At 46.0% G+C, this 22,141-nt stretch carries 21 protein-coding genes; 5 read left to right on the top strand and 16 right to left on the bottom strand.

Annotated features, from left to right (window positions below; all coding sequences use genetic code 11):
• Positions 1-8: 8 nt before the first annotated feature.
• The 11 genes from ACR0QN_RS07250 to spoIVB form a co-directional block, all read right to left on the bottom strand.
• Positions 9-4,325 (bottom strand): PolC-type DNA polymerase III, encoded by a 4,317-nt coding sequence (locus ACR0QN_RS07250; RefSeq protein WP_432650532.1) that lies wholly within the window; start codon positions 4,323-4,325, stop codon positions 9-11.
• On the bottom strand, positions 4,319-5,377 hold the full coding sequence (gene ispG / locus ACR0QN_RS07245; RefSeq protein ID WP_432650531.1) for a flavodoxin-dependent (E)-4-hydroxy-3-methylbut-2-enyl-diphosphate synthase: 1,059 nt from the start codon (positions 5,375-5,377) through the stop codon (positions 4,319-4,321). Before ispG ends, ACR0QN_RS07250 begins: the two co-directional genes overlap by 7 nt.
• 24 nt (positions 5,378-5,401) lie before the next feature.
• The gene (gene rseP / locus ACR0QN_RS07240) at positions 5,402-6,442 is read right to left on the bottom strand and encodes an RIP metalloprotease RseP (protein ID WP_432650530.1); all 1,041 of its coding nucleotides are present in this window, start codon (positions 6,440-6,442) and stop codon (positions 5,402-5,404) included.
• Between the two features lie 21 nt (positions 6,443-6,463).
• The gene (gene dxr / locus ACR0QN_RS07235) at positions 6,464-7,615 is read right to left on the bottom strand and encodes a 1-deoxy-D-xylulose-5-phosphate reductoisomerase (RefSeq protein WP_432650529.1); all 1,152 of its coding nucleotides are present in this window, start codon (positions 7,613-7,615) and stop codon (positions 6,464-6,466) included.
• 76 nt (positions 7,616-7,691) lie between these two features.
• Entirely contained in the window at positions 7,692-8,549 is an 858-nt protein-coding gene (locus ACR0QN_RS07230; protein WP_432650528.1) for a phosphatidate cytidylyltransferase, read from the bottom strand.
• A 2-nt stretch (positions 8,550-8,551) separates the two neighbouring features.
• A complete protein-coding gene (gene uppS, locus ACR0QN_RS07225; RefSeq protein ID WP_432650548.1) occupies positions 8,552-9,229 on the bottom strand; it encodes a polyprenyl diphosphate synthase in 678 nt (225 codons plus the stop codon).
• Between the two features lie 86 nt (positions 9,230-9,315).
• The gene (frr, locus tag ACR0QN_RS07220) at positions 9,316-9,870 is read right to left on the bottom strand and encodes a ribosome recycling factor (RefSeq protein WP_432650527.1); all 555 of its coding nucleotides are present in this window, start codon (positions 9,868-9,870) and stop codon (positions 9,316-9,318) included.
• 51 nt (positions 9,871-9,921) lie between these two features.
• Complete coding sequence (gene pyrH, locus ACR0QN_RS07215; protein ID WP_432650526.1) at positions 9,922-10,641, bottom strand: UMP kinase; 720 nt, start codon at positions 10,639-10,641, stop codon at positions 9,922-9,924.
• 102 nt (positions 10,642-10,743) lie between these two features.
• Entirely contained in the window at positions 10,744-11,325 is a 582-nt protein-coding gene (locus ACR0QN_RS07210) for a DUF4358 domain-containing protein (RefSeq protein WP_432650525.1), read from the bottom strand.
• A 65-nt stretch (positions 11,326-11,390) separates the two neighbouring features.
• The gene (locus tag ACR0QN_RS07205) at positions 11,391-12,200 is read right to left on the bottom strand and encodes a GDSL-type esterase/lipase family protein (RefSeq protein ID WP_432650524.1); all 810 of its coding nucleotides are present in this window, start codon (positions 12,198-12,200) and stop codon (positions 11,391-11,393) included.
• A gap of 172 nt (positions 12,201-12,372) precedes the next feature.
• Complete coding sequence (spoIVB, locus tag ACR0QN_RS07200; protein ID WP_432650523.1) at positions 12,373-13,620, bottom strand: SpoIVB peptidase; 1,248 nt, start codon at positions 13,618-13,620, stop codon at positions 12,373-12,375.
• A gap of 354 nt (positions 13,621-13,974) precedes the next feature.
• On the opposite strand from spoIVB, the gene ACR0QN_RS07195 reads away from it, so the two are divergent.
• From ACR0QN_RS07195 to ACR0QN_RS07180, 4 genes are read left to right on the top strand one after another with little or no spacing between them, the layout of a single operon-like run.
• Entirely contained in the window at positions 13,975-14,442 is a 468-nt protein-coding gene (locus ACR0QN_RS07195; protein WP_432650522.1) for a hypothetical protein, read from the top strand.
• Positions 14,443-14,473: 31 nt separating this feature from the next.
• A complete protein-coding gene (locus ACR0QN_RS07190) occupies positions 14,474-15,469 on the top strand; it encodes a LacI family DNA-binding transcriptional regulator (protein ID WP_432650521.1) in 996 nt (331 codons plus the stop codon).
• Between the two features lie 28 nt (positions 15,470-15,497).
• Positions 15,498-16,415 (top strand): 1-phosphofructokinase, encoded by a 918-nt coding sequence (gene pfkB / locus ACR0QN_RS07185; protein ID WP_432650520.1) that lies wholly within the window; start codon positions 15,498-15,500, stop codon positions 16,413-16,415.
• Positions 16,412-16,924, top strand: a complete 513-nt coding sequence (locus ACR0QN_RS07180) for a deoxyuridine 5'-triphosphate nucleotidohydrolase (RefSeq protein ID WP_432650519.1) — start codon at positions 16,412-16,414, stop codon at positions 16,922-16,924. Before pfkB ends, ACR0QN_RS07180 begins: the two co-directional genes overlap by 4 nt.
• Positions 16,925-17,110: 186 nt before the next feature.
• Here the strand turns inward: ACR0QN_RS07180 and ACR0QN_RS07175 are convergent, their stop codons facing one another.
• Positions 17,111-17,917 (bottom strand): Cof-type HAD-IIB family hydrolase, encoded by an 807-nt coding sequence (locus ACR0QN_RS07175; RefSeq protein ID WP_432650518.1) that lies wholly within the window; start codon positions 17,915-17,917, stop codon positions 17,111-17,113.
• A 332-nt stretch (positions 17,918-18,249) separates the two neighbouring features.
• Positions 18,250-18,756: an HD domain-containing protein gene (locus tag ACR0QN_RS07170; protein WP_432650517.1), complete on the bottom strand. Its 507-nt coding sequence runs from the start codon at positions 18,754-18,756 to the stop codon at positions 18,250-18,252.
• A gap of 99 nt (positions 18,757-18,855) precedes the next feature.
• Between ACR0QN_RS07170 and ACR0QN_RS07165 the strand changes: the two genes are divergently transcribed.
• On the top strand, positions 18,856-19,929 hold the full coding sequence (locus ACR0QN_RS07165; RefSeq protein ID WP_432650516.1) for a hypothetical protein: 1,074 nt from the start codon (positions 18,856-18,858) through the stop codon (positions 19,927-19,929).
• Here the strand turns inward: ACR0QN_RS07165 and ACR0QN_RS07160 are convergent.
• From ACR0QN_RS07160 to ACR0QN_RS07150, 3 genes are all read right to left on the bottom strand, one after another.
• On the bottom strand, positions 19,921-21,291 hold the full coding sequence (locus tag ACR0QN_RS07160) for a sugar transferase (RefSeq protein ID WP_432650515.1): 1,371 nt from the start codon (positions 21,289-21,291) through the stop codon (positions 19,921-19,923). The genes ACR0QN_RS07165 and ACR0QN_RS07160 overlap by 9 nt on opposite strands.
• Positions 21,292-21,374: 83 nt before the next feature.
• On the bottom strand, positions 21,375-21,746 hold the full coding sequence (locus tag ACR0QN_RS07155; protein ID WP_432650514.1) for a TSUP family transporter: 372 nt from the start codon (positions 21,744-21,746) through the stop codon (positions 21,375-21,377).
• Positions 21,743-22,096: a TSUP family transporter gene (locus ACR0QN_RS07150; protein WP_432650513.1), complete on the bottom strand. Its 354-nt coding sequence runs from the start codon at positions 22,094-22,096 to the stop codon at positions 21,743-21,745. Before ACR0QN_RS07150 ends, ACR0QN_RS07155 begins: the two co-directional genes overlap by 4 nt.
• Positions 22,097-22,141 lie beyond the last annotated feature (45 nt).

The raw sequence follows: 22,141 nt of genomic DNA, 5'->3' as shown, positions 1-22,141 counted from the left end.
TCTCACCCTCAGAAAAGACTTATCTGGTCGGATTTGGGCAGGTCTCCCATTGCCCCCAGAGATACAAGCTTGTCGATAACGGAATTTGAAACTCCGCTTTTTTCCTGAAGCTCGTCAATTGAGATAAAATCTCCTGCCTGCACAGCGTCATAAAGAGCTTTTGCGGCATTTTCGCCTATTCCGCCCGCCGATGAGAAGGGCAGTCGAATCTTTCCGTCCTCAACGGTATATTTTGTTGCGTGGGACTTGTAAATGTTTATGGGCAGGAAATCAAAGCCTCTTGCCATCATTTCGTTAATGATGAGGAGCATATCATATGTGCCTGATTCCTTGGCGGTCTTCTTTTCATTTGACTTTATCTCGTTCATCTTGAACTTTACAGCCTGACGTCCCTGCATTGCGGTCTCAGCGTCGAAATCCTCGCCGCGCACGGTGAATATGGTTGCGTAAAATTCCAGCGGATAGTACACTTTATACCAGGCGAGCTTGTTTGCGGCAATTACGTATGCGGCAGCGTGAGCCTTTGGAAACATATATTTTATCTTGAGACAGCTGTCGATATACCATTCGGGAACGCCGTGATCTCTCATAGTCTGCTTCATTTCCTCGGTAAGGAGCTTGGGGGCTTTTCCCTTTCGGGTTATCTCCATTATCTTGAAGGAAAGGTTGGGGTCAACGCCGTGATAGATAAGGTATGTCATAATGCCGTCACGGCAGCCGATAACTTCTGAAATGGTGCAGACACCGTTTTTGATAAGATCCTGTGCATTTCCCAGCCATACGTCAGTACCGTGAGAAAGTCCCGATATCTGGAGAAGGTCGGAGAATTTGGTCGGCTTTGCGTCAAGAAGCATCTGCATTGCAAAGCCTGTGCCCATTTCGGGAATAGCAAGGGTTCCCGTCTGCCAGCCGATATCCTCGGCAGTCACACCCAGCGCTTCCGGAGAGGCATAAAGGCTCATTACCTTTTCATCTGCAGGGAAAATATCCTTTGTGGACACTCCTGTCATATCCTCCAAGTGCTTGTAAAGTGTGGGCACATCGTGTCCAAGCTCGTCAAGCTTCAGAATTGTATCGTGAAGAGAATGGAAATCAAAGTGGGTAGTTATAAAATTGGACTTCGGATCCTCGGCTGGGTGCTGAACGGCGGTGAAGTCGTAGACCTCGTAATCGGAGGGTACGACAACCATTCCTCCCGGGTGCTGACCTGTGGTGCGCTTTACGCCCGTACAGCCGAGAGTAAGGCGGTTTTCCTCAGCCTTTGATACTTTTTTGCCCACCGCTTCAAGGTAATGCTTCACATAACCGTAAGCGGTCTTTTCCGCAACGGAGCCTGTAGTTCCTGCCTTGAACACGTTTTCGGGTCCGAAAAGGGTCTCGGTGTATTTATGAGCGGAGGTCTGATATTCGCCCGAGAAGTTAAGGTCTATATCGGGCGCCTTGTCGCCGTTAAAGCCGAGGAAGGTCTCAAAGGGGATATCGTGACCCTCACGGATATAATCAGTGCCGCATTTGGGGCATTTTTTCGGCGGCAGGTCATATCCCGAGCCGTAGGAACCGTCAGTAAAAAACTCGCTGTTCTTACAGTTGGGACAAAGATAATGGGGCGGCAATGCGTTTACCTCGGAGATACCCGACATATTCGCCACAAAGGAAGAACCTACTGAACCTCTCGAGCCTACCTGATAGCCGTGTTCATTGGAATTTGCCACAAGCTTCTGAGCGATCATATAAAGCACCGCAAAGCCGTTTTTGATAATGGAGTTAAGCTCCTTGTCAAGCCGCTTCTGAACGATATCGGGAAGGGGGTCTCCGTACATTTCCTTTGCTCTCTGCCAGGTTATGCGTGGCAGCTCTTCCTCTGCGTTATCCATACTTGGAGTAAATGTTCCGGGAGGAATTGGACGGATATCGGGGTCTATCATATCCGCAATTTTGTTGGTATTCGTCACCACGACCTCGTATGCCTTTTCCTTGCCGAGATAGGAAAATTCCTCAAGCATTTCGTCGGTAGTACGCAGATAAAGAGGCGGCTGGTGTTCGGCGTCTGCAAATTTGTCAAACATAAGTATCTTTCGGAAAACCGAGTCCGACGGGTCCATAAAATGCACGTCGCAGGTGGCAACAACGGGAATGTTCAGCGCATCTCCAAGCTTAACAATGGTCTTATTAAACTCCTGCAGGTCCTCCACAGTCTTGATATTGTCATAATCCTCGTCACGGATAAGGAACTCATTGTTAAGACAGGGCTGAATTTCAAGATAATCATAAAATGAAGCAATATCGCAGAGAACTTCCCAGGGTCTGCCGTCACGTACAGCGGTAAAAAGCTCTCCGGACTCGCAGGCGCTGCCCACAATAAGTCCCTCACGGTGTGTGATAAGCTCGGACATAGGTATTCTCGGTCTGCGGTTATAATATTTGATATGACCGAATGAAACGAGCTTGTAAAGATTTTTAAGTCCTGCATTATTTTTTGCAAGGATTATCTGATGATAAGCTTTGAGACTTTTGGGGTCAACATTTTTTGTGACCTTGTTAATGTCGCTGATATTGACGCAGTTTTTTTCCTCAATGAGCCTTGCGGCAAGCTTGATGAAGATTCTGCCCAGCATTTTTGCATCCTCAAAGGCTCTGTGGTGGTCAAATTCTCCAAGACCAAGGTGCTTTGCAACGATGTTCAGCTTGTGCTTTTTCAGCTCGGGGAGCATACTTCTGCACATTACCACCGTATCAATAATAGAAAAATTGAACTTTATCCCCTGACGGACGCATTCCGCCTTGATAAACGCCGTATCAAAGCCTGCGTTATGAGCGATAAGAACAGGATCTTCGCCGCAGTATTCAATAAATTTTTCAAGAGCCTCCTTCTGGGAGGACGCACCCTCTACCATCTCGTCCGTAATTCCCGTAAGCTTTGTTATCCTTTCAGGGATAGGCTTTTCGGGGTCTGCAAAGCTGGAAAATGTGTCGCAAAGCTCCAGATCACGCAGACGAACAGCGCCGTACTCGATTATCCTTTCACCTGTGGCGGAAAATCCTGTTGTCTCAAGGTCGAAAACGATAAGCTCGCCCTTTAAGGGAACGTCCTTGTAAACTCTTACAGCCTCAACGATATCGTCAACGGAATATGCCTCGCAGCCGTAGATTATCTTGAAATCTCCGCCGCTTTTCCGTATATCATCGCAGGCGGCAACAGCCTCGGGAAAAGCCTGCACTCCGCCGTGGTCGGTGATGGCGATAGCTTTGTGTCCCCAGGAATATGCACGTTTGATAAGCTTGTCCGCAGGAGTGATAGCGTCCATTGTAGACATATTGGTATGCATATGAAGCTCAACACGTTTCTCCTCGCAGGTATCGGTCCTTTCCTTTTTCTTTACAAGCATAATGTCGTTTGCTCTGAGAACAAATTCATTGTCGAATGTGTCAAAATCCACCCTGCCACGTATTATAGCTGTTGTTCCGTTTTTAAGTGCAGACAGCACATTTTCGCTGTCCTTGTCGGCAAAATCTTTGATAGATATAGAGCCTGTGTAATCGGTGAGGCTGACGGTGGTTATCCGCTTTTCTTCACCCTTTTTATTCTTTATCTCCTTTTCGGAATAATCAAAAACATCTCCCCAGATAACAACGTTCTGCGGCTCGTAAATATCGCCGATATTCGTCACGCTGTCGGCAAAAATGCGCTTGCCCTTGATTATCTGCGCTCCTTCGCTCATTACGGGTATGGTCTTGAAATCTACAGAAACTATCTCTTCCTTAGGCGGAGCAGAAAAAGCAGGCTTCTGAGTAGTGTCAGGGTCGGGAACCGGAATGGAGTTTTCATATGCCTGCCTCAGCTGCTCCTCATAGCTGTCCTGAGGAGCCTGCTTTTCTATGAGTTTTACAGATATCTTTACAGAAAATTCGTCATTTATAAGCTTTGAAAGAGCCTCCTCAAAGCCTGCACGGGATAAAAGCTCCGCTCCTCCCCTTTTCAGCTCGACATGGAGAATATTATCGTCTATGTAATAAAATGCGCCGTTTAAATGACCGTTTATTACAGCCATATCCTGCTTTAAACGAAGCACAGCTTCGGCAGTATATTTAGCGTCAAGCATATCGGGAGTATATCGGCAGTTCACACGAAGAAGGTCAAGTCCCACAGCCTTTGCGGCAGCACGTTCAAATTCGTCCAGATTTTCAAAACGCTGAAGCTGTCCGAAGGTGGCATAAAGATACATTTTTTTGCCGTCCTTGCTTTTGGAGATGCGTATCAGCTCTCCCCTGCCCACAGGATTTGGAATTTTATCGGTATATTCCGAAAACAGCTCTTTTATCAGCAATTTTTATCTTCCTCCCGAAGTTTGTCTATCTCGCTCATAAGCTCACGCAGTACGTCCTCTTCCCTGACCTTCCGCAGAAGCTCACCCTTTCTGAATATTACAGCACAGCCGTCACCGCCTGCAATTCCGATATCCGCCTCTCTTGCTTCACCGGGACCGTTAACAGCACAGCCCATTACAGCAACGGTTATGTCAAGCGGTATGTCCCTGACTGCATTCTCCACCTCAGCTGCCAGCTTCACCAGGTTAATTTTTGTGCGTCCGCATGTGGGGCAGGACACAAATCTTACTCCGTGACCCTTTCCCACAGCCATAAGAATATCCTTTGCAGCAGCTATCTCCTTAACGGGGTCGTCGGTAAGGGAAACTCTTATGGTCTCGCCAATGCCGTCACAAAGCAGAGAACCTATTCCTACCGCAGATTTGATTATTCCCATTCTCTCGGTACCCGCTTCGGTAACACCTAAATGAAGAGGATATGAAGTCCTTTCTGCGGCAAGACGGTAAGCTTCTATCATAGTTTTAACGTCCGAGGATTTTATGGAGATAACTATATCCTCAAAATCACATTTTTCAAGCAAAGCGGCGTGATTTAATGCACTTTCTACAAGTGCCTCGGCACAGGGTCTGCCGTATTTTTCAAGAAGCTCCTTTTCGAGAGAGCCTGAATTTACGCCTATCCTGATGGGGATATTCCTCGACCTGCAGCAGTCAGCCACAGTCTTTACCCTGTCGATACCGCCAATATTTCCCGGGTTTATGCGTATCTTGTCAACTCCTGCAGCGGCACATTCAAGAGCAATTTTATAATCAAAATGGATATCAGCCACAAGGGGTATGGATACCTTGTTTTTGATAGCAGGAATGAGCCTGACCGCCTCCATATCGGGAACAGAAGCTCTGATTATCTCGCACCCTGCCTTCTCAAGTGAAACTGCCTGCCTGACGCTGCCTTCGATGTCCTCCGCCGGCACATTCAGCATTGACTGTATATAAATTTTGCTTCCGTCAAGAGTAAGACCTCCGACCTTTACGGGATGAAGCTTTCTCATAAATCTATCATTCCTTTAAATTTATCACACAAAAATATTTTTAACATCGTTGAACGTTACTATTATCATCAGTATCATTAGCAGCGCAAATCCCGCAAAATGTACCATACCCTCTGTCTCAGCTTTCATAGGCTTGCGGCGGATCGCTTCCACAATGAGAAATACCAGTCTTCCTCCGTCCAGAGCAGGAAGGGGCAGGAGATTGAATATTCCCACATTAACGCTTATGAGCATAGCAATATCCAGGAGATATCCAATATCAAAGCCCGACTTCTGAGCACTTTCGGAAATTACCGTAACAATTCCCACAGGTCCCTGTAAATTGTTAAGCCCGTACTTTCCCGATATAAGGTCTCTCAGGGACATAAGGATAAGACGAGAATAGTACATAAATTTGTTTGCGGCGGCAGGAAGAAGCTCGGCAGCCGTAATATCCTTGAGATACACCTTGAAATCGTAATTAAGTACTCGCTCGCCTGTTTCCTCGTCAATAGTCAGACCGAATTTCACTCCGTCAAGGGAAATTTTCTCACCGTTTCGCTCAACCACGAAATCCAGAACGCCGTCCTCGTCATTCCTGAGCTGATAGATAATGTCGTTTGCGGTAAAAATGTGCAGTCCGTTGACCTTGACTATCCTGTCCCCCTGAACCATTCCCGCTGTCTCGCAGCCCGAACCGGGAGTGACCTCGGCAATTATCGTAGTGGTAAGCTTGCCCGAAACAAGAAAAATAATTAAGGCTATAATAAATCCCAGAATAAGATTCATCACCGCTCCTGCAGCAATAACAGCGATACGCCGTCCCACAGGCTTTTTTCGGAAGCTGTTCTCGTCGTCCGAGTCCTCGTCCTCGCCCATAGAGCAGAAACCGCCCAAAGGCAGGAGCCGTATGGTAAACAGCGTGTTTTTTCCCTGTTTCTTAAATATCACAGGACCCATACCAATGGCAAATTCCTGCACATCAATGCCGCATTTTCTTGCCACGATAAAATGACCGAATTCGTGGACAATAACTATCACGCAGAAAATAAGAACTGCGCTGACAATGGAAATAACTGTACTCATTTATTCCTCCGAACAGTAATATCAGCAAAATCTGCTGTCTATATAAGCCCTTGCCTCTGCGTCTGCGGATAAGACCGCCTCAAGAGAATCGGCAGGCCGCACCGCAATATTATGGAGAGCGCCGCTCACTCCTCTGCCAATATCGCAAAAACCTATCTTTCCCTCAAGGAAAAGCTCAACCGCTCTTTCATTTGCACCGTTTACAATACTTCCTGCCGTACCGCCCGTCTCGGCAGCTTTTACGGCAGCTTTAAGGCACTCAAAGGTATCGTAATCTGGCTTTTCAAAGGTAAGCCTGCCGTAATCGGTGAGAGAAAGCTCACCCGAAAGTGACTCGCACCTTTCGGGATAGGTAAGAGCAAGCTGAATGGGTATCTTCATATCTGGAACGCCAAGCTGAGCGATAACTGCATTATCCGAAAGAACAACTGCCGAATGTACGACGCTCTGCCGATGTACAACGATCTCCACCTGAGAGGGCGACACGCCGAACAGATGGCACGCCTCCATAAGCTCCAGCCCCTTGTTCATCAGCGTTGCGCTGTCAACGGTGATCTTTCGTCCCATTGACCAGTTTGGGTGACAAAGCGCCTGTTCAACGGTGACATTTTCAAGCTCACTTGCTGTCTTGCCGAAAAAAGGACCGCCCGAAGCAGTAAGAATAATGCCCTTCAGCTGCTTGTTAACGTCTCCCTCTATCCCCATAAGACATTGAAAAACAGCACTATGCTCACTGTCAATGGGAAGAATGGTTATCCCTTTCTCTGCGGCAAGTTTCATTACGATATCGCCGCCTGCAACAAGAGTTTCCTTGTTGGCAAGAGCGACCTGTATACCGCTTTCAAGCGCAGCAACGGTAGGCTTCAGCCCCACCATTCCCACAACAGCATTAACGGTGATATCCGCAGCTCTGTCGGCAGCAAGCTCACAAAGCCCGTCAATACCTGTAAGTATTTCCGTATTGCTGCCTGCAAGCTCCTCTTTCAAAGGCTTGTAGAATTTTTCATCAAAAATGCATACCCTTTTGATATTAAACTCTCTCGCCTGCTCCGCAAGCTTTTTATAGTTGCTTTTAACGGCTGCGGAATGGATCTCAAATCCGTGACGGCGGCACACCTCTGCGGTCTGGGTGCCTATAGAACCGCCGGAGCCTAAAAGATTGATCTTTTTCATTGTCATTCTCCAAAAAAATCAAGGTGCTGTCCTGCCCCGAATTTATCCGAGCCGAAACAGCACCGATATTTTTTCATCAGCTTACGGAATGAATAAATATTTTCTGACCGAAAGCGTTGAACACAAGCATAATATAGGGAAGAACGAAGAATACGCTGTCAAATCTGTCTACAACGCCGCCGTGACCGGGAAGAAGTTTTCCGTAATCCTTGATGTTGTACTCACGCTTGAGCAGAGAAGCGGAAAGGTCTCCGACCATACTTATAAATGCAGCAATAAGCATAATGACCGCCAGCGCAATGTAGTTAACTTCAAAATCTATTCCCTTGAACGTGTGCATACAATACTTGTAACCCATACCGAAAAGTATGAATACAATTGCTGTGACTACCAGTCCGCCCACAGCGCCTTCTATGGTTTTTTTCGGGGAGATGTCGGGACAGAGCTTGTGCTTTCCGCAGGCAGTACCCACAAAGTATGCTCCTGCGTCGGGTATCCAGGCAGCCATAAGCGCCATCACTACATAACATATGCCGTGAACATCGCTCATATTCTTGAGAGACACAAGGCAGGTTATGGAAAACGTAATAAGGCTTGTAACAGTCACCATGACCGCAAGCTTGTCAAAGGGAAGCTTCTTGTGATCCGCCACATATCCGGCAAACATAAAGAATACGATTATCGTGGCTGCGAACATTCTCCAAACCATTCCCACTTGCGGAAACCAGGTCAGCATCGGTATGGCGGCGGCGAAAAGCAGGCACATTCCGAAGTGAACGGGAAATTTTCTGCAGCCGCAGACGGTGAGTATCTCCTGCACAGCCATTACAGCAATAAAAGCCACAAATATTGGAAAAACCAGCGTATTGTTAAGGCATAGCACCAGAATACCGACAGAAATGCCCACAACCGCAGTAAGCAAACGCTGTTTCACCCTTAAACACCTCCGAATCGTCTGCTGCGTGACGCATATGACTCAAGAGCCTTTTTCAGCTCCTTTTCATCGAAGTCAGGCCACAGCGTATCAGTAAAATAGAATTCGGCGTAAGCCGACTGCCACAACAGGAAATTTGACAGCCGCTGCTCTCCGCTGGATCTTACTATCAGGTCAGCCTCAGGAGCCGAGCCTGTGTAAAGCATTCCCGAAAATGTCTTTTCGTCAATATCCTCAGGGCGAATATCCCCATCTGCGGATAATTTTGCAAGCCGTTTTGCAGCATAAACGATATCGTCTCTGCCGCCGTAATTCATAGCAAGCATAATAGTCATAGAGGTGTACTGAGCCGACTCCTTCTCAAGTTCGACCATTCTTGACCGAAGCTCGTCGGGAAAAGGCGATTTATCCCCGAGAAAGCGTATCCGTGCCTTCTGTCCCGCAAACCTTTCAGCCTCGTCAAGATATTCCTTAAAAAGCTTCATAAGAGCGTCCACCTCATCGGCAGGCCGCTTCCAGTTTTCGGTAGAAAAAGCATAGAATGTTACATACGGGATACCGATCTTTCGGCAGGCTTCCACAACTTTTTTAAGAGCGTCTCCCCCTGCCCTGTGACCAAGGCTTCTGGGCAGACCACGCTTTGCTGCCCATCTTCCGTTTCCGTCCATAATAAATCCGATGTGACGGGGAAGAGAGGAAAGCTCTCTGTTATTCTCAGCAGCTCCTATAACTACACGTCCTCTCGATTACTGTTTCAAAGGACAGATCAGACTGTCATTATCTCCTTTTCCTTTGCGGCTACAGCTGTGTCAACTTCCTCAACAGCCTTGTCTGTGACCTTCTGAAGATCCTTTTCAAAGCCCTTCATATCGTCCTCGGTGATCTCTGAATTTTTCTTCATAGCCTTGAGCTTGTCAAGAGCGTCACGTCTTGCGTTCCTGATAGTTACCTTTGCCTCTTCACCGATAGCCTTGACCTGCTTTACAAGTTCCTTTCTGCGTTCCTCAGTAGGCTGGGGGAAAGCAAGACGAAGGCATTTGCCGTCATTTGTGGGAGTAATTCCGATATCAGAAGCCTGGATAGCCTTCTCAATGTTCTTGAGAGAAGAAACATCCCAGGGCTGGATAACGAGAACTCTTGCCTCGGAAACGCTGATAGCAGCCATAGCGTTTACAGCTGTGGGAGTTCCGTAATAATCCACCTGAACCTTATCAAGAATAGCGGGATTTGCTCTGCCTGCTCTGATGGTGTCAAATTCTCTTCCCAGAGCGGAGAGGCACTTGTTCATCTTATCCTGAGCTGTTTTGATCTGTTCGTTCATTTTAATAATTCCTTTCAATGTATAATTTTATGCCGTTAATTACGTAATTTTTTATTCCTCGGGTACCACGAGAGTTCCCACGGATTTTCCTATGCAGGCGTCGTAAATATTCTCGGGACGGCTGAGGTCGAACACAAGAATGGGAAGATTGTTGTCCTTGCACATCGAAGCGGCAGTACTGTCCATAACCGCAAGATTTTTCACAAGTATCTCGTTAAATGTAAGCTTGTCGTATTTAACTGCGTCATCGTACTTGTTGGGGTCCTTATCGTAAACTCCGTCCACCATAGTCGCCTTGAGAACAATGTCAGCCTCGATCTCGGCAGCTCTCAGCGTGGAAGCGGTGTCTGTGGAGAAGAAGGGATTACCCGTTCCACAGCCGAATATTACCACACGACCCTTTTCAAAATGGCGGACAGCCTTATTTCTTATGTAAGGCTCAGCGACCTGGGGCATAGAAATAGCGGTCTGAACACGTACGTCAAGTCCCATAGACTCAAGAACATCGGCAACAGCAAGAGCATTCATAGTAGTTGCAAGCATACCGATGTGGTCAGCTCTGGTCCTGTCCATAGCACCGCTTGAGCGGCCTCTCCAGAAATTGCCGCCGCCTACGACGATACCCATCTGAACTCCTGCAAGAACGCATTTCTTGATGCTTTCGCAGATAGGAGTGATAACTCCGTAATCAAGTCCTGTTTTCTTATCGCCTGCAAGAGCCTCACCAGAGAGCTTCAGCAGGACACGCTTGTATTTGATCTGATCGGACATTTGCGATATACTTCCTTTCACGATACAGTTTTCACTATTCATTTTACACTATTTTACCCGAAATGTAAAGCGTTTTTTGTAAAAATTTATCATCTCAACAAATTATTTCACATATTCATCAAAAACGCTTTCGCAGGCTGAATTGTCGCAGGTAACGGCATACATATAATAACCGTCCTTTTCAGCCGAAAAATAATTTTCCAGTTTGTCGTATTCATCGGGATTATAGCCCTCAAAATCCTTTTTTCTTGTCTCTATTCTCTTTTCGGCAGCTGCCTTGATATCATCAACGCTCATACCTGCGGTATTTATGATAAAGACCTCGTCTGCAAAACCTCCGGAGCCGCATATGTACATCGAAAAATCACAGCCGTCGGGAATAGTCAGATCAAGATACATTCCGATCCTGTCAGCTCCTACCTCAGCCATAGATGGAAGCTCCACCGCAGCCATAACAGCATTTGCAATATCCTCACAGAGAACGGTCTCGGCCTGCGCTTCAGTCTCGGTTTCAGACGAAGTCTCCGTCTGCTCTGTTTCATCAGAAGTCACCGAGACATCTTCCGAAGCCGATATCTCGGTGTATGTACCGCTTGTTTCGGGACTTGGATCAGTCTCACCCGAGCAAGCGGAAAAAGTAAGGGCACACAATGCCGCACAAGCGGCAGCTAAAGTTTTTTTCATATTACTATCCTCATCTATCTGTATTATTCAGCGCCCCGGATAAAACCCGAGCCCTGTTGAATTCATTATTCGCTGTAAACGTGGGAAAGAAGGAAATCCAACATTATCCTGTAGGTGGACTTCATAAAATGGATACCGTCCGCCTCGGCGTATTCCTCGGGAAAACGTCCGTCGCTGCCCTTTAACGCCGTGTTCAGATCTATATAATAAACGCAGCGGTTATTTGCAAATTTAAGAAGATCCGAATTAAAGCTGTCAATATCCGAATTAAGAATTGGATTGTCCTCACTTGTCTCCCTCTTCCCCGTTACGGGCGGAACGGAAATGATATAAATGTTTGTCTTTTCCCGGTCAATGCTGTCAATAAAATCCCCGTAAGCGGCAAGAAGCTGTTCATCGGTATATGTGCCGAGGAGATTAAGTCCCAGAAGAATATAGAGATTTTCCGGAGCCGCAGCATTTATCTTATCGGCAGCAAGTATCTCGCTTCCGTCGGGATTAGTAAGGGGCGTGCTGTTGATGCTCATAACGCTCATACCCACATTCGCAGCTATCCTGTCCTCGGGAATAAATCCGTAAGAACCAAGTCCGACAATAAGCGAATCTCCCGCAAACATACAGCTGTCAAAATAGCTTTCGTCCATAGGAGCACTTTCTGCAATAGGATTGATATCCGCCGTAGAAGTGCGTTCCTGTTCTTCGGAAGTATTTTCTTCTGTTATGGCTACGATCTCTCCTTCTTTTTTTGCGGGAAGCTCATCGCTTCTCATATAGAGCGTAAAACAGGCTATAAAGCTTGCAAAAACAAAAAGAAGAACAAAAGAAAGCCGGAATTTCATTCCCTTTTTTTTCTTTCTATCGTAGTAAGACGACACTTTCATTTCCCTCTTTCCGAAAATTCTGCAAAGCTAAATTTATTATACTACATACTCGGACAAAAATCAACATTTTGATAAATTAAAATTTTATTAACAAGCAAGTGCCTTCGTATGTACTGCAAAGACATATGCCTGTCAGCCCATAAACAGGCACATATCTCTGCATTTTTCAGCCTGCCGCATTTTCGGCACATTCGAGCATCGTATCGGCAAATATGGCATATCCTCTTGTGGGGTCTCTCACAAAAACGTGGGTCACCGCTCCAACCAGCCTGCCGTCCTGGATAATGGGACTTCCGCTCATTCCCTGAACTATCCCTCCGGCCTTGTCAAGGAGCCGATCATCGGTAATGCGGACGACCATATTTTTCCCAGCCTCTGCTCCTTTAAGGTCAATTTTTTCTATCTCCACGCTGTATTCTTTCGGGGACGAACCGTCCACCGTTGCGTATATCACCGCAGGACCCGTTTTTATCTCCTGCCTCATAGCAACAGGAACAGCACAGGCGATCGAGGGACACTTGTCCATATAGCCGTAAATACCGCTTTCGGAATTAAGCACAAGACTTCCGCAGGACTTGTCCGAGGTAAACATACCGATAAGTTCTCCCGGAGATCCTGCCGAGCTTTTCTTAATACCGCTTATATAAACGTCTGCCGCCTCACCGCTTGACATAGTGAGCATTTCGCCTGTATCCGAGTCGCATACGGGGTGCCCAAGCCCTGCAAACATTTTGGTTGTGGGGTCGTAAAATGTGACTGTTCCAATGCCTGCTGAGCTGTCACGCACCCACATTCCTGCGTGATAGCAGTCATCTGCGGCAGATTTGTCGGGTTTTAAAAATACTACCCTGCTTTCTCCGTCTCTTACCAGCTCAACCCCAAGGGTCTTTCCGCCGCTCTCGCCGATTATGCGGCTGACGTCCTTGTTTGAAGAAACCGGTTTTCCCGAAATGCTTATGATAATGTCCCCTTCGTTTATCCCTGCTTCACGTGCAGGAGACGCAACTCCGCCTCCGTTGTCAAAGCCTGTAAGCTCCACCACAAGCACGCCCTTCGTCAGAAGCTTTATCCCGAAAGGAGTGCCGCAGGGAACGACCACAGGCTCATTCACCTCAGTCACATTAACGTTTTTTATAGGAAATATGCCGAAAAGTCTGAGCTGTTCCGTTCTTTCCGCCACTGCACCTTTCATAGACGAGGCATTATATATAGCATTGCCCGAAGTACATATGTCATAGCTTTCGGGAATAATCCTGTCCGAGCGGACTTCGATATGATCGTTTATAACAAGGCTGCCGCCCTTAGCAACACAGTAATTGTCAGGCAGAGCACAGTTATAATATATTATACTTCCCGTCAGTGCCGCCAGCGCCGTACACGCCGCACTGCGGAACATCTTCAGTGCAAAATTCATATTGACTTCCTCTCCGCAGCGTCTGCCGCATTTGGTGATATACTTTCGGCTTTGTTGCGTTTGCCAAAGCCGAAAGCATAAAGCGTCCTGTCGTGAAACGCTCACAGGATTAATATTTGCTCCTTACCGAAAAATATAAGAGTTTTATATTCTGTAATTTTAGCCCCATTCTTTAAAAAAAGAAGTCGGAATTAGCAGACCAATATAATCTTCACAAAAAACGCTTCATATTTTTCTGTAAATTGAAAAAAATTGTTGCACTTTAAACCATTTTGTGGTATAATATTTTTTATAACCAAACTGCCGACAAAGCAGGATGATATGTATCTTTTTATCAAAGGAATGTATAACATTATGGAAATCCTCAGAAAGGTCTCACTTGTGCTTGGCTGCGCCGCATTTGCCGTGTGCTGTTTGTTTCTGAACCTCCTCGGCGGAATTGCACTTTATTCCAATAATTACCGGAATGCAGGTATGAGTCTGATAATTTCAGTCGGCGTACTTCTTGCCGCACTTGTTTTTGCCTTTTTCAGAAAAGGGATATTCAACCTCCTGTCACTTGTTTTCAATATTGCAGGAACTCTGCTTTATATCTATCCCATAGCCGTTTTAAACGCTATACCAAATTCAGCAGTTCCACGCTCAAGCATAGAAATACTCACATCCAGAATATACCCCGCAGTATCGGTGACCATACTCCTGCTCACAGTAATTTTCGCAGACTTCTTTTCCTATGACCGCTCTGCCGAACGTGCAAGGAAGAAGAGCGAAAAGCTCAAAGAGCGCAAACGCAGCCTTACAGAGGACGAAAAGATCATTTAAAATATATAAAACTTGAAAGGACGGTTTTCAAATGAGCGTAACAATCAAGGACGTTGCCAAAGCGGCAGGAGTATCTGTCGCAACCGTATCCCGTGTTCTGAATAACAGCGCAGCAGTATCCGAAGAAACAGCCGCAGCAGTAAACGAAGTAATAAAGGAAATGGGCTACAGTCCGAATTTTCTGGGAAGAAATCTCCGCAAATGCGAGACTAACAATATCCTTGCCATTCTCCCTTCAACATCGCATACAGTCTACAGCGACATAATCAGAGGTATGCAGGACGCCGCATATCCGAATTACGACATTCTCCTCAGTACCAGCAACAGCCACCTGGGAACAGAAATGCGTCTGCTTGAAATGCTTTTCAACCGCACCGTAGACGCTGCCGTCCTTTTGGGAACACAGCTTGAAGCGCAGACCTTGAACGATCTGAACAAGCGCTACAATATAGCTTTATGCTGCGAACGTGTATCCGGAGCAAAAATACTTACCGTAACGATAAACGACGAAGCAGCAGCATACGACGCTGTAAAAATGTTTCTTGAAAAAGGAAAAACAAAGATAGGTCTTGTAACAACAGGCGGTCATACCGACGCCCTTTCCTCTGTTGACCGTGAAGCGGGATATGTCCGTGCCCTCTCCGAATATGGGATCAAAGCCGAGGAAAAATACATTTACAGATGCTCATACGAATACTCTGACGGCTGTGAGGCAATGAAATATTTCCTTTCATTAGATGAAATGCCTCAGGCAATATTCTGCATATCAGACCTTCTTGCCGCAGGCGTTATAAAGCAGGCTTTTAAAGAGGGCATAGCCGTTGGGACTCAGCTTGAGGTGTGCGGCTTTGACAATATAAGTCTCAGCGAAATGTACACCCCCGGTATCACCACCGTTGCCCAGCCCGGCTATGATATGGGCAGAATGGTAATAAACAAGCTTCTTGACAATATGCACAGCACAGTAAAAAACAACGATATGATCGTGCTTGATCATAAGCTTGTTATCCGAGGCTCCGCAAAATAAAAATTTTCCGAAAGGACGCTTTCCAAAAATGATTTACACCGTCACATTCAATCCCGCCGTAGATTACGTTCTTCGTCTGAACGCCCTGTCACAAGGCGGAATAAACCGCACCGCTTCCGAGGAGATATGCTGGGGAGGAAAAGGCATCAATGTTTCCACCGTTTTAAAAATGCTCGATACCGAAAGCGTGGCTCTCGGATTTACCGCAGGCTTTACAGGCGAAGCTCTTGAGAAAGCTGTTAAAAGTATGGGCATTGACTGCGATTTTATTCGTCTTGAACAAGGCGTTACAAGAATATGCGTAAAGCTTTTTGAAACAGAAAGCTCCGAAGAAACGGAAATAAATCCCGGCGGTCCCGAGATCGACGGACAGGCAATAGATAAGCTTCTTCATCAGCTTGATAATCTTGCAAGCGGCGATATTCTCGTCCTTGCAGGCAGCGTTCCCAAATCCGTCCCCAACGACATTTACGAAACGATATGTAAAAGGCTTGAAAACAGCGGCGTTCTCATTGCCGCCGATGCTTCGGGAGAGCTTCTCACAAAGCTTCTGAAATATAAGCCGTTCCTCGTCAAGCCCAATCATCACGAGGTGGGCGAGATATTCGGCTGTCAGATATTTAACGCCGACCAGGCGGAAGCCTGTGCACTCCGCCTAAGAGTTATGGGCGCTGCAAATGTTATCGTTTCAATGGCAGAAAACGGTGCCGTACTTGCCGCCGAGGACTCAAACGTCTACAGGATAGGCTCTCCCAAAGGAACAGCTGTCAATTCCGTAGGCGCAGGCGACTCAATGCTGGCAGGCTTTTTAGCAGGCTATCTCAGAACAAACAGTTACGAAGAAGCATTGCGCTGGGGTACAGCGGCAGGCAGCGCCACAGCATTTTCCAAAGGTCTTGCCGACAGACCCACATTTGACCGATTATTAAAGGAGATATCGCAATGAACAGGATAGCACGCTTTGAAAAGGTTTCCTTAAATCAGTTCACCGCCGATGCAAAAAAAAGCTTCCCAAACCTCACCGACAATGACTGCAAGGAGCTTTACGAAAAAATAAAGCTGCCCGTCAGAGCCACCGCAGGCGCCGCAGGTTACGATTTTTTCATTCCCCTCACCGTCACCCTTGAGCCCGGAGAGACCGTAACTATCCCCACAGGAATAAAAGCATTTATCGAAAACGGCTGGTTCCTTATGTGCTGTCCGAGAAGCGGTCTGGGCTTCAAATATCGTCTCAGACTCAACAATACCGTAGGAATTATCGACAGCGATTATTATTACGCCGATAACGACGGTCATATCCAGATAAAGCTCACAAACGAGACCAACGAGGGCAAAACCGTAACAATGGAACAGGGCAGCGCATTCTCACAGGGCATTTTCATTCCTTTTGGAATTACCGAAGACGACTGCGCCGAAAACGTCCGCACAGGCGGCTTTGGAAGCACATCAAAATAATTTCTTATCTGCTTTTTATATTATAGCACATTTGTATCAATTTGTCAATACAAAAAGAGAACAAATGAGTGCAAGTATCAAATTTTGTATAGATAAACAAAAGTATGATGCTACGCTTATAAAAATAGCACATATAACCTAAAAGGCTGATGCAGATAAATGCATCAGCCTTTTCATTTAAGCATATTAATGCACGAATTTTTCGATAACATCGGCAATGCCGTCTTCGTCATTTGAAGGAGCTATGTAATCCGCAGCAGCCTTTGCAGCCTCACAGCCGTTTGACATACAAACGCCCAGCCCTGCATAGCTTATCATAGAAACATCATTGAACCCGTCACCGCAGGCAATGACCTCTTCTCCCGAAATTCCAAGCCTGCCGATAAGCGTTTTAATAGACTCCGCCTTGTCAATGCCATTGGGAACGATCTCTACAAAGAACGGCTCAGAGCGGAAAACATTGGCTTTGCCATTCAGAAGCTCCGCAAGGCGTTTTTCGGCTTTTTCCGCCAAAGAAGGCTCTCCCGTAAGCAGGCATTTTACCGGAGCAAAGTCTATCTCATCAAGAAATCTGTCCGTGACCCTGACAGGCATTCCGTTAATTCTCGACTCAAGCTCAATGTACTCGTCCTTTTTATCGGCGGCAATGATATCACCGTCCTTGTAGGTAATAACGCCTATGCCAAACTCTTTAGCTGTCTTATACGCCGTCTCAAGAGCCTCCCGTGAGATCGTGTTTGAAGCAATAGTCTCCCCCGTGAAAGCGTCTTTGATAAGCCCGCCGTTAAAGGGCAGAAGATATCCGCCGATACTTGACAGCTCCAGCTCCCCTGCCGCATAGGCAAGTCCCGGCTCGGGGCGGCCTGAAGCAATGGCAATGATAAGTCCCTTTTCCGCAGCATTCATAAGCGCCTTTCGGGTCTTTTCGGTAATGAGCTTTCTGCTGTCGGTAAGAGTCCCGTCAATGTCAAGAAAAATAATTTTATACTTCATATAACATAAATCTCCTAAAATCTTTTATATCTTAATTTTAATCCTATGACTATAAATTTTTCAACCGTAAAATAAAAAGAAAGATAGAACAAATAAAAAGCAGCCATCATAAAGATGACTGCTTTTTATGGAAAGATTTTAAGAGAGGATAGTGTGTTTTGTTAATCAAAGAACTGTAATGTTTCTTTGAGCTTGATTATATTATACACTATACTTTCTAAATAATCAATTCATTTTTTACACAAATATTATGGAAATTTTTAAGCACAACTTACATAAACACAAATTATCGACATCGCATTTTGTGCACATTTACAATATTGCAAATAAAATTATCCCAAACTCTTATATTTTTCCTCATATATCTGCTCAATGAGCCTTATCCCCTCGGAGGTTTTAAATATCCTGTTTTTGACCGAAGCAACAGCGCTGTCAGGCATATCGTCCTCATAGATATTCACCAGGAAATCCGCTTCAATAAGTATCTGGAGCCCGATAGAATCTATCCCGTGATATGTGTGATGACGTCCAACCATATTGCAGACCCTTTGAATAAACTCCTCGTCCGCCCCCAGCGCAGAAAGGATATCAGCAGCTATTGCAGGACCCTCCAGCTCCTGATACTTTCCGTCAGAAGAGCCGTGGAGCATTTCCGCATTATGTATTCCGATATCGTGAAGCACCGCCGCTGCTTCAAGTATGTCCTGCTCACGCTGCTCAAGCCCTTCACGCAAGCCTATAAGACGTGCATATGCATACACTTTCATAAAATGGTTTATCCGTTTAGGGTCTCCCCTGTCATAGCTTACGGCGCTGTCAATAATATCGCATATATTCATAAAAAAACTCCTTTCATCTCTCAACAAATGGCTTTGAGTGCATAAAATAATATCACCGACGGCTTTTTTGCAAGTCATTTTCAATTATGGAGGGATATTATGTCACACGAACACTACTTTTTAGGCTCGTCCACATCTTCGGGTTTTGTCACATCCATCGGAGAACTGCTTCGGGATACGGACAACACGGTCTATATCCTTAAAGGCACGGCAGGAAGCGGCAAATCCACACTTATGAAGAAAATAAGTGAAGCCTTCACCGACAAGCCCCAGGAAATATATCATTGCTCCGCCGACCCATATTCCCTTGACGCCGTATACCTTCCCGAAAGCAAAGCGCTGATAATAGACGGGACTGCTCCACACTGCATAGACCCCGTTTATCCCAAAGCAGTAGAAAGCATTGTGGACCTTGGCGCATATATCGAGACCTCAAAGCTGCGTTCAGCCAGAAAAGAGATAGTAAGCCTGACCGATGAATACAGCGGCTGTCACAAACGCTGCCGTCTTTGCCTCGGAGCAGTATCGTCGGTGATAGAAGATATCGAAGTCTCCGCAAACGCTGCGCTCAACACCGCAAAGCTCTCCGTATTTACAGATAAATTCATCAAACGGGTGATACCCAAAAAAGATATAAAATGCGAGGGACATATTTACAGAAAGCAAAGAGCCGCCATTACAATGAATGGCTATGCTTTCCATATTCCGGAAAGCGGAAAGATATATCTGTTAAACGACGATAACATCGCTGCCGCAGCAATATTTTTAAGAGAAGCGGCGGCAAAGATATCGCAAAAAGGTTATGATGTTTTCATCAGCGAATGTTATCTCAGCTCCGACCGATTCATTGAGCATTTAAGCGTTCCCGAGCTTGATGTCTCATTCATCACTTCTAACTGCATAAACAGCCTGAGCCTTGAAAGCTTTGAAAAGCATATAAATTTCAGACGCTTTTACTGTGCTGATGTCCTTACAAAAAACACCGCTTTGAAACAGCGCATAAAATTCGGCAAAAAAGCCTGCGCCGAATTTTTAAAGGAATCCGCCGCAGCGCTTATTGACGCCAAGACCATACACGACAAGATCGAGGAGCATTACATCGCAGCCGCCGATTTTGACGGCCTCAACAGGCTTGCCTACAAGCTTATCTCGGATATAAAAAGCTTAGGCTGACTTTTCCTCCTTAACGCCCTCTGTGCTTTCGGGAATAAACAGAATCTTTATAGTCATAAGTATCAGCTTAAGATCCAGCAGGAAGGAATACTGCTCAATGTACATCAGATCAAGTCTCAGCTTGTCATATGGAGTGGTGTTGTACTTGCCGAGGACCTGTGCATATCCTGTAAGACCTGCCTTCACCTTGAGCCTGTAGCGGAATTCAGGCATTACCTTTTCGTTTTCTGAGGCAAGCTCAGGGCGCTCGGGGCGGGGTCCTACAATAGACATATCGCCCTTGAGAATATTAAGTATCTGCGGCAGCTCGTCTATCCTCACCTTTCGGATGATTTTTCCGACAGGCGTGATACGGTCATCATTTTCACCTGCAAGACGGGCAACGCCGTCGCTCTCTGCGTCAGTTCGCATACTGCGGAACTTGTAGACCTTGAATATTCTGCCGTCCTTGGTGAGCCTTTCCTGTGTATAAAAAACCGGACCGCCGTCATAAAGCTTGATACAAAGAGCAGTTATAAGCATTATGGGCAGCGTAACGATAAGCCCGATAACGGAGACTGCAAGATCAAGCGCCCGTTTCATTATAAGCTCCTCTGCAGACAGTCCCGAATTTCTGCACACAAGCAGAGGCGTGTCAAAAAGATGTATCTGCTCCGCTCCCCTGATAATGATATCCGAAAGTTTGGGAGTGATATATGTGCGCTTCGACTGCGCAAAGCATATTTTAAGAATGTCGTTCTTTTTCTCGCTGGGTACATCACAGATAATAGCAGCGTCAAATTCGTTAATAAGCTGGGTGATAGTATCCATATCCTCTTCGCAGCTTACTGCACGGCAGATCATAAATCTGTCCTCACGCCTGCTCATCTTCTCAATAAGAGGAACAGCCTGTCTGCTGCCGTAAATTATCACCATTTTTCTCGGGGCATACAGCTTTGAATATATCCTGTTGCCCGCAAGTGCCCATATGAATATAAATGCAATATCAACGATCGTCTTTAATGCAATGGGAGGGACATCTGCCACAGCACGCTCAAGCAGACATATCTGAACATAGGTAATGCCGTTGATAAAGATCACCGACAAAGACTGAGAATAAATTATATCCGACACTCGGAGAAGTCCTATTCTGAAACCGTTATAGATACGTGAGAACAGAAATATCAGGATCAGATAGACCCCGAATATCAGAAGATTTCCCTTCCAGCCGAAATAATCTGCCTGAATTCGTGAGTTTTCCAGCTTGATATTATAATGGGTGAGCCATACATAAGCATAGGAGCCTAAAAGGAAGGCGATAAGCACTCCCGAGATCAGCCCCATAATAAAACGCTTGTATTTGTCACGCTTTTTAACATTCATTAAAGAAGAACATTCCTTTCAGAGCCGCAGCTTTTGTCATCATACTTAATTATTATAGCACAATACTTAGCCAAAAGCAAGCCCTATTCCCGATTATTGCCAAAAACTGCCGAAAGGAGCTCTTTGACTCCGATGATAAGAATAAAGACTGCAAATATTTTTCCTAAAAGCTCCGAACCCATAAGCTTTGCCGCAAATGAGCCTGCCGCCGCTCCCAATATTCCCGTGAGAACAGAGGGGACAAGCTCTTTAAAGCTTATCAGTCCGTTTTTACGGTGTATGATAACTGACAGAAGAGCTATGGGAAGAAAGAATAGCAGATTTATCCCCTGCGACTCAAGCTGTGACATTCCCATTATCGCCGTTAGCCATATGATAAGCACCATTCCTCCGCCCACTCCCAGAGAAGCAAGCAGCCCCGTAAAAAATGCGGCTATCCACGTGAGCGCTGTCATAGAAACAAATTCCTCACGCCTGCGATAACAAGGAGCAGACCGAATATACCCGAGAGAATTCTTACGGATATCCTTTTCATCAGAAAGGTCCCAATGACCGCACCTGCAAGTCCGAATGGTATCAGTTTTAGTGCGCCCAAATAATCAAAGCTGCCGTTTCCAAGATAAAAAAGCGTCGAGACAGCGGACAGGGGCAATGTCAGGGCAAGTGAACCTGCGTGTGCTTTTTTAGGCTCATATCCAGCCTTTTTGAGCATAGGTACGGCAATTATACCGCCGCCCGAGCCGAAAAATCCGTTTGCAATTCCTGTCAGAGCTCCGAGAAGCCCCATTTTTGTTTTGTCCTTCATAAAAATATCACCTCAAGGCTATTGTTTACACGTCTGCGAAAAATA

Origin of the sequence: Huintestinicola sp. (assembly GCF_050874005.1) — a bacterium.
Classification (GTDB): Bacteria; Bacillota; Clostridia; order Oscillospirales; family Ruminococcaceae; genus Huintestinicola.
This window is presented reverse-complemented; position numbering and strand designations above follow the sequence as displayed.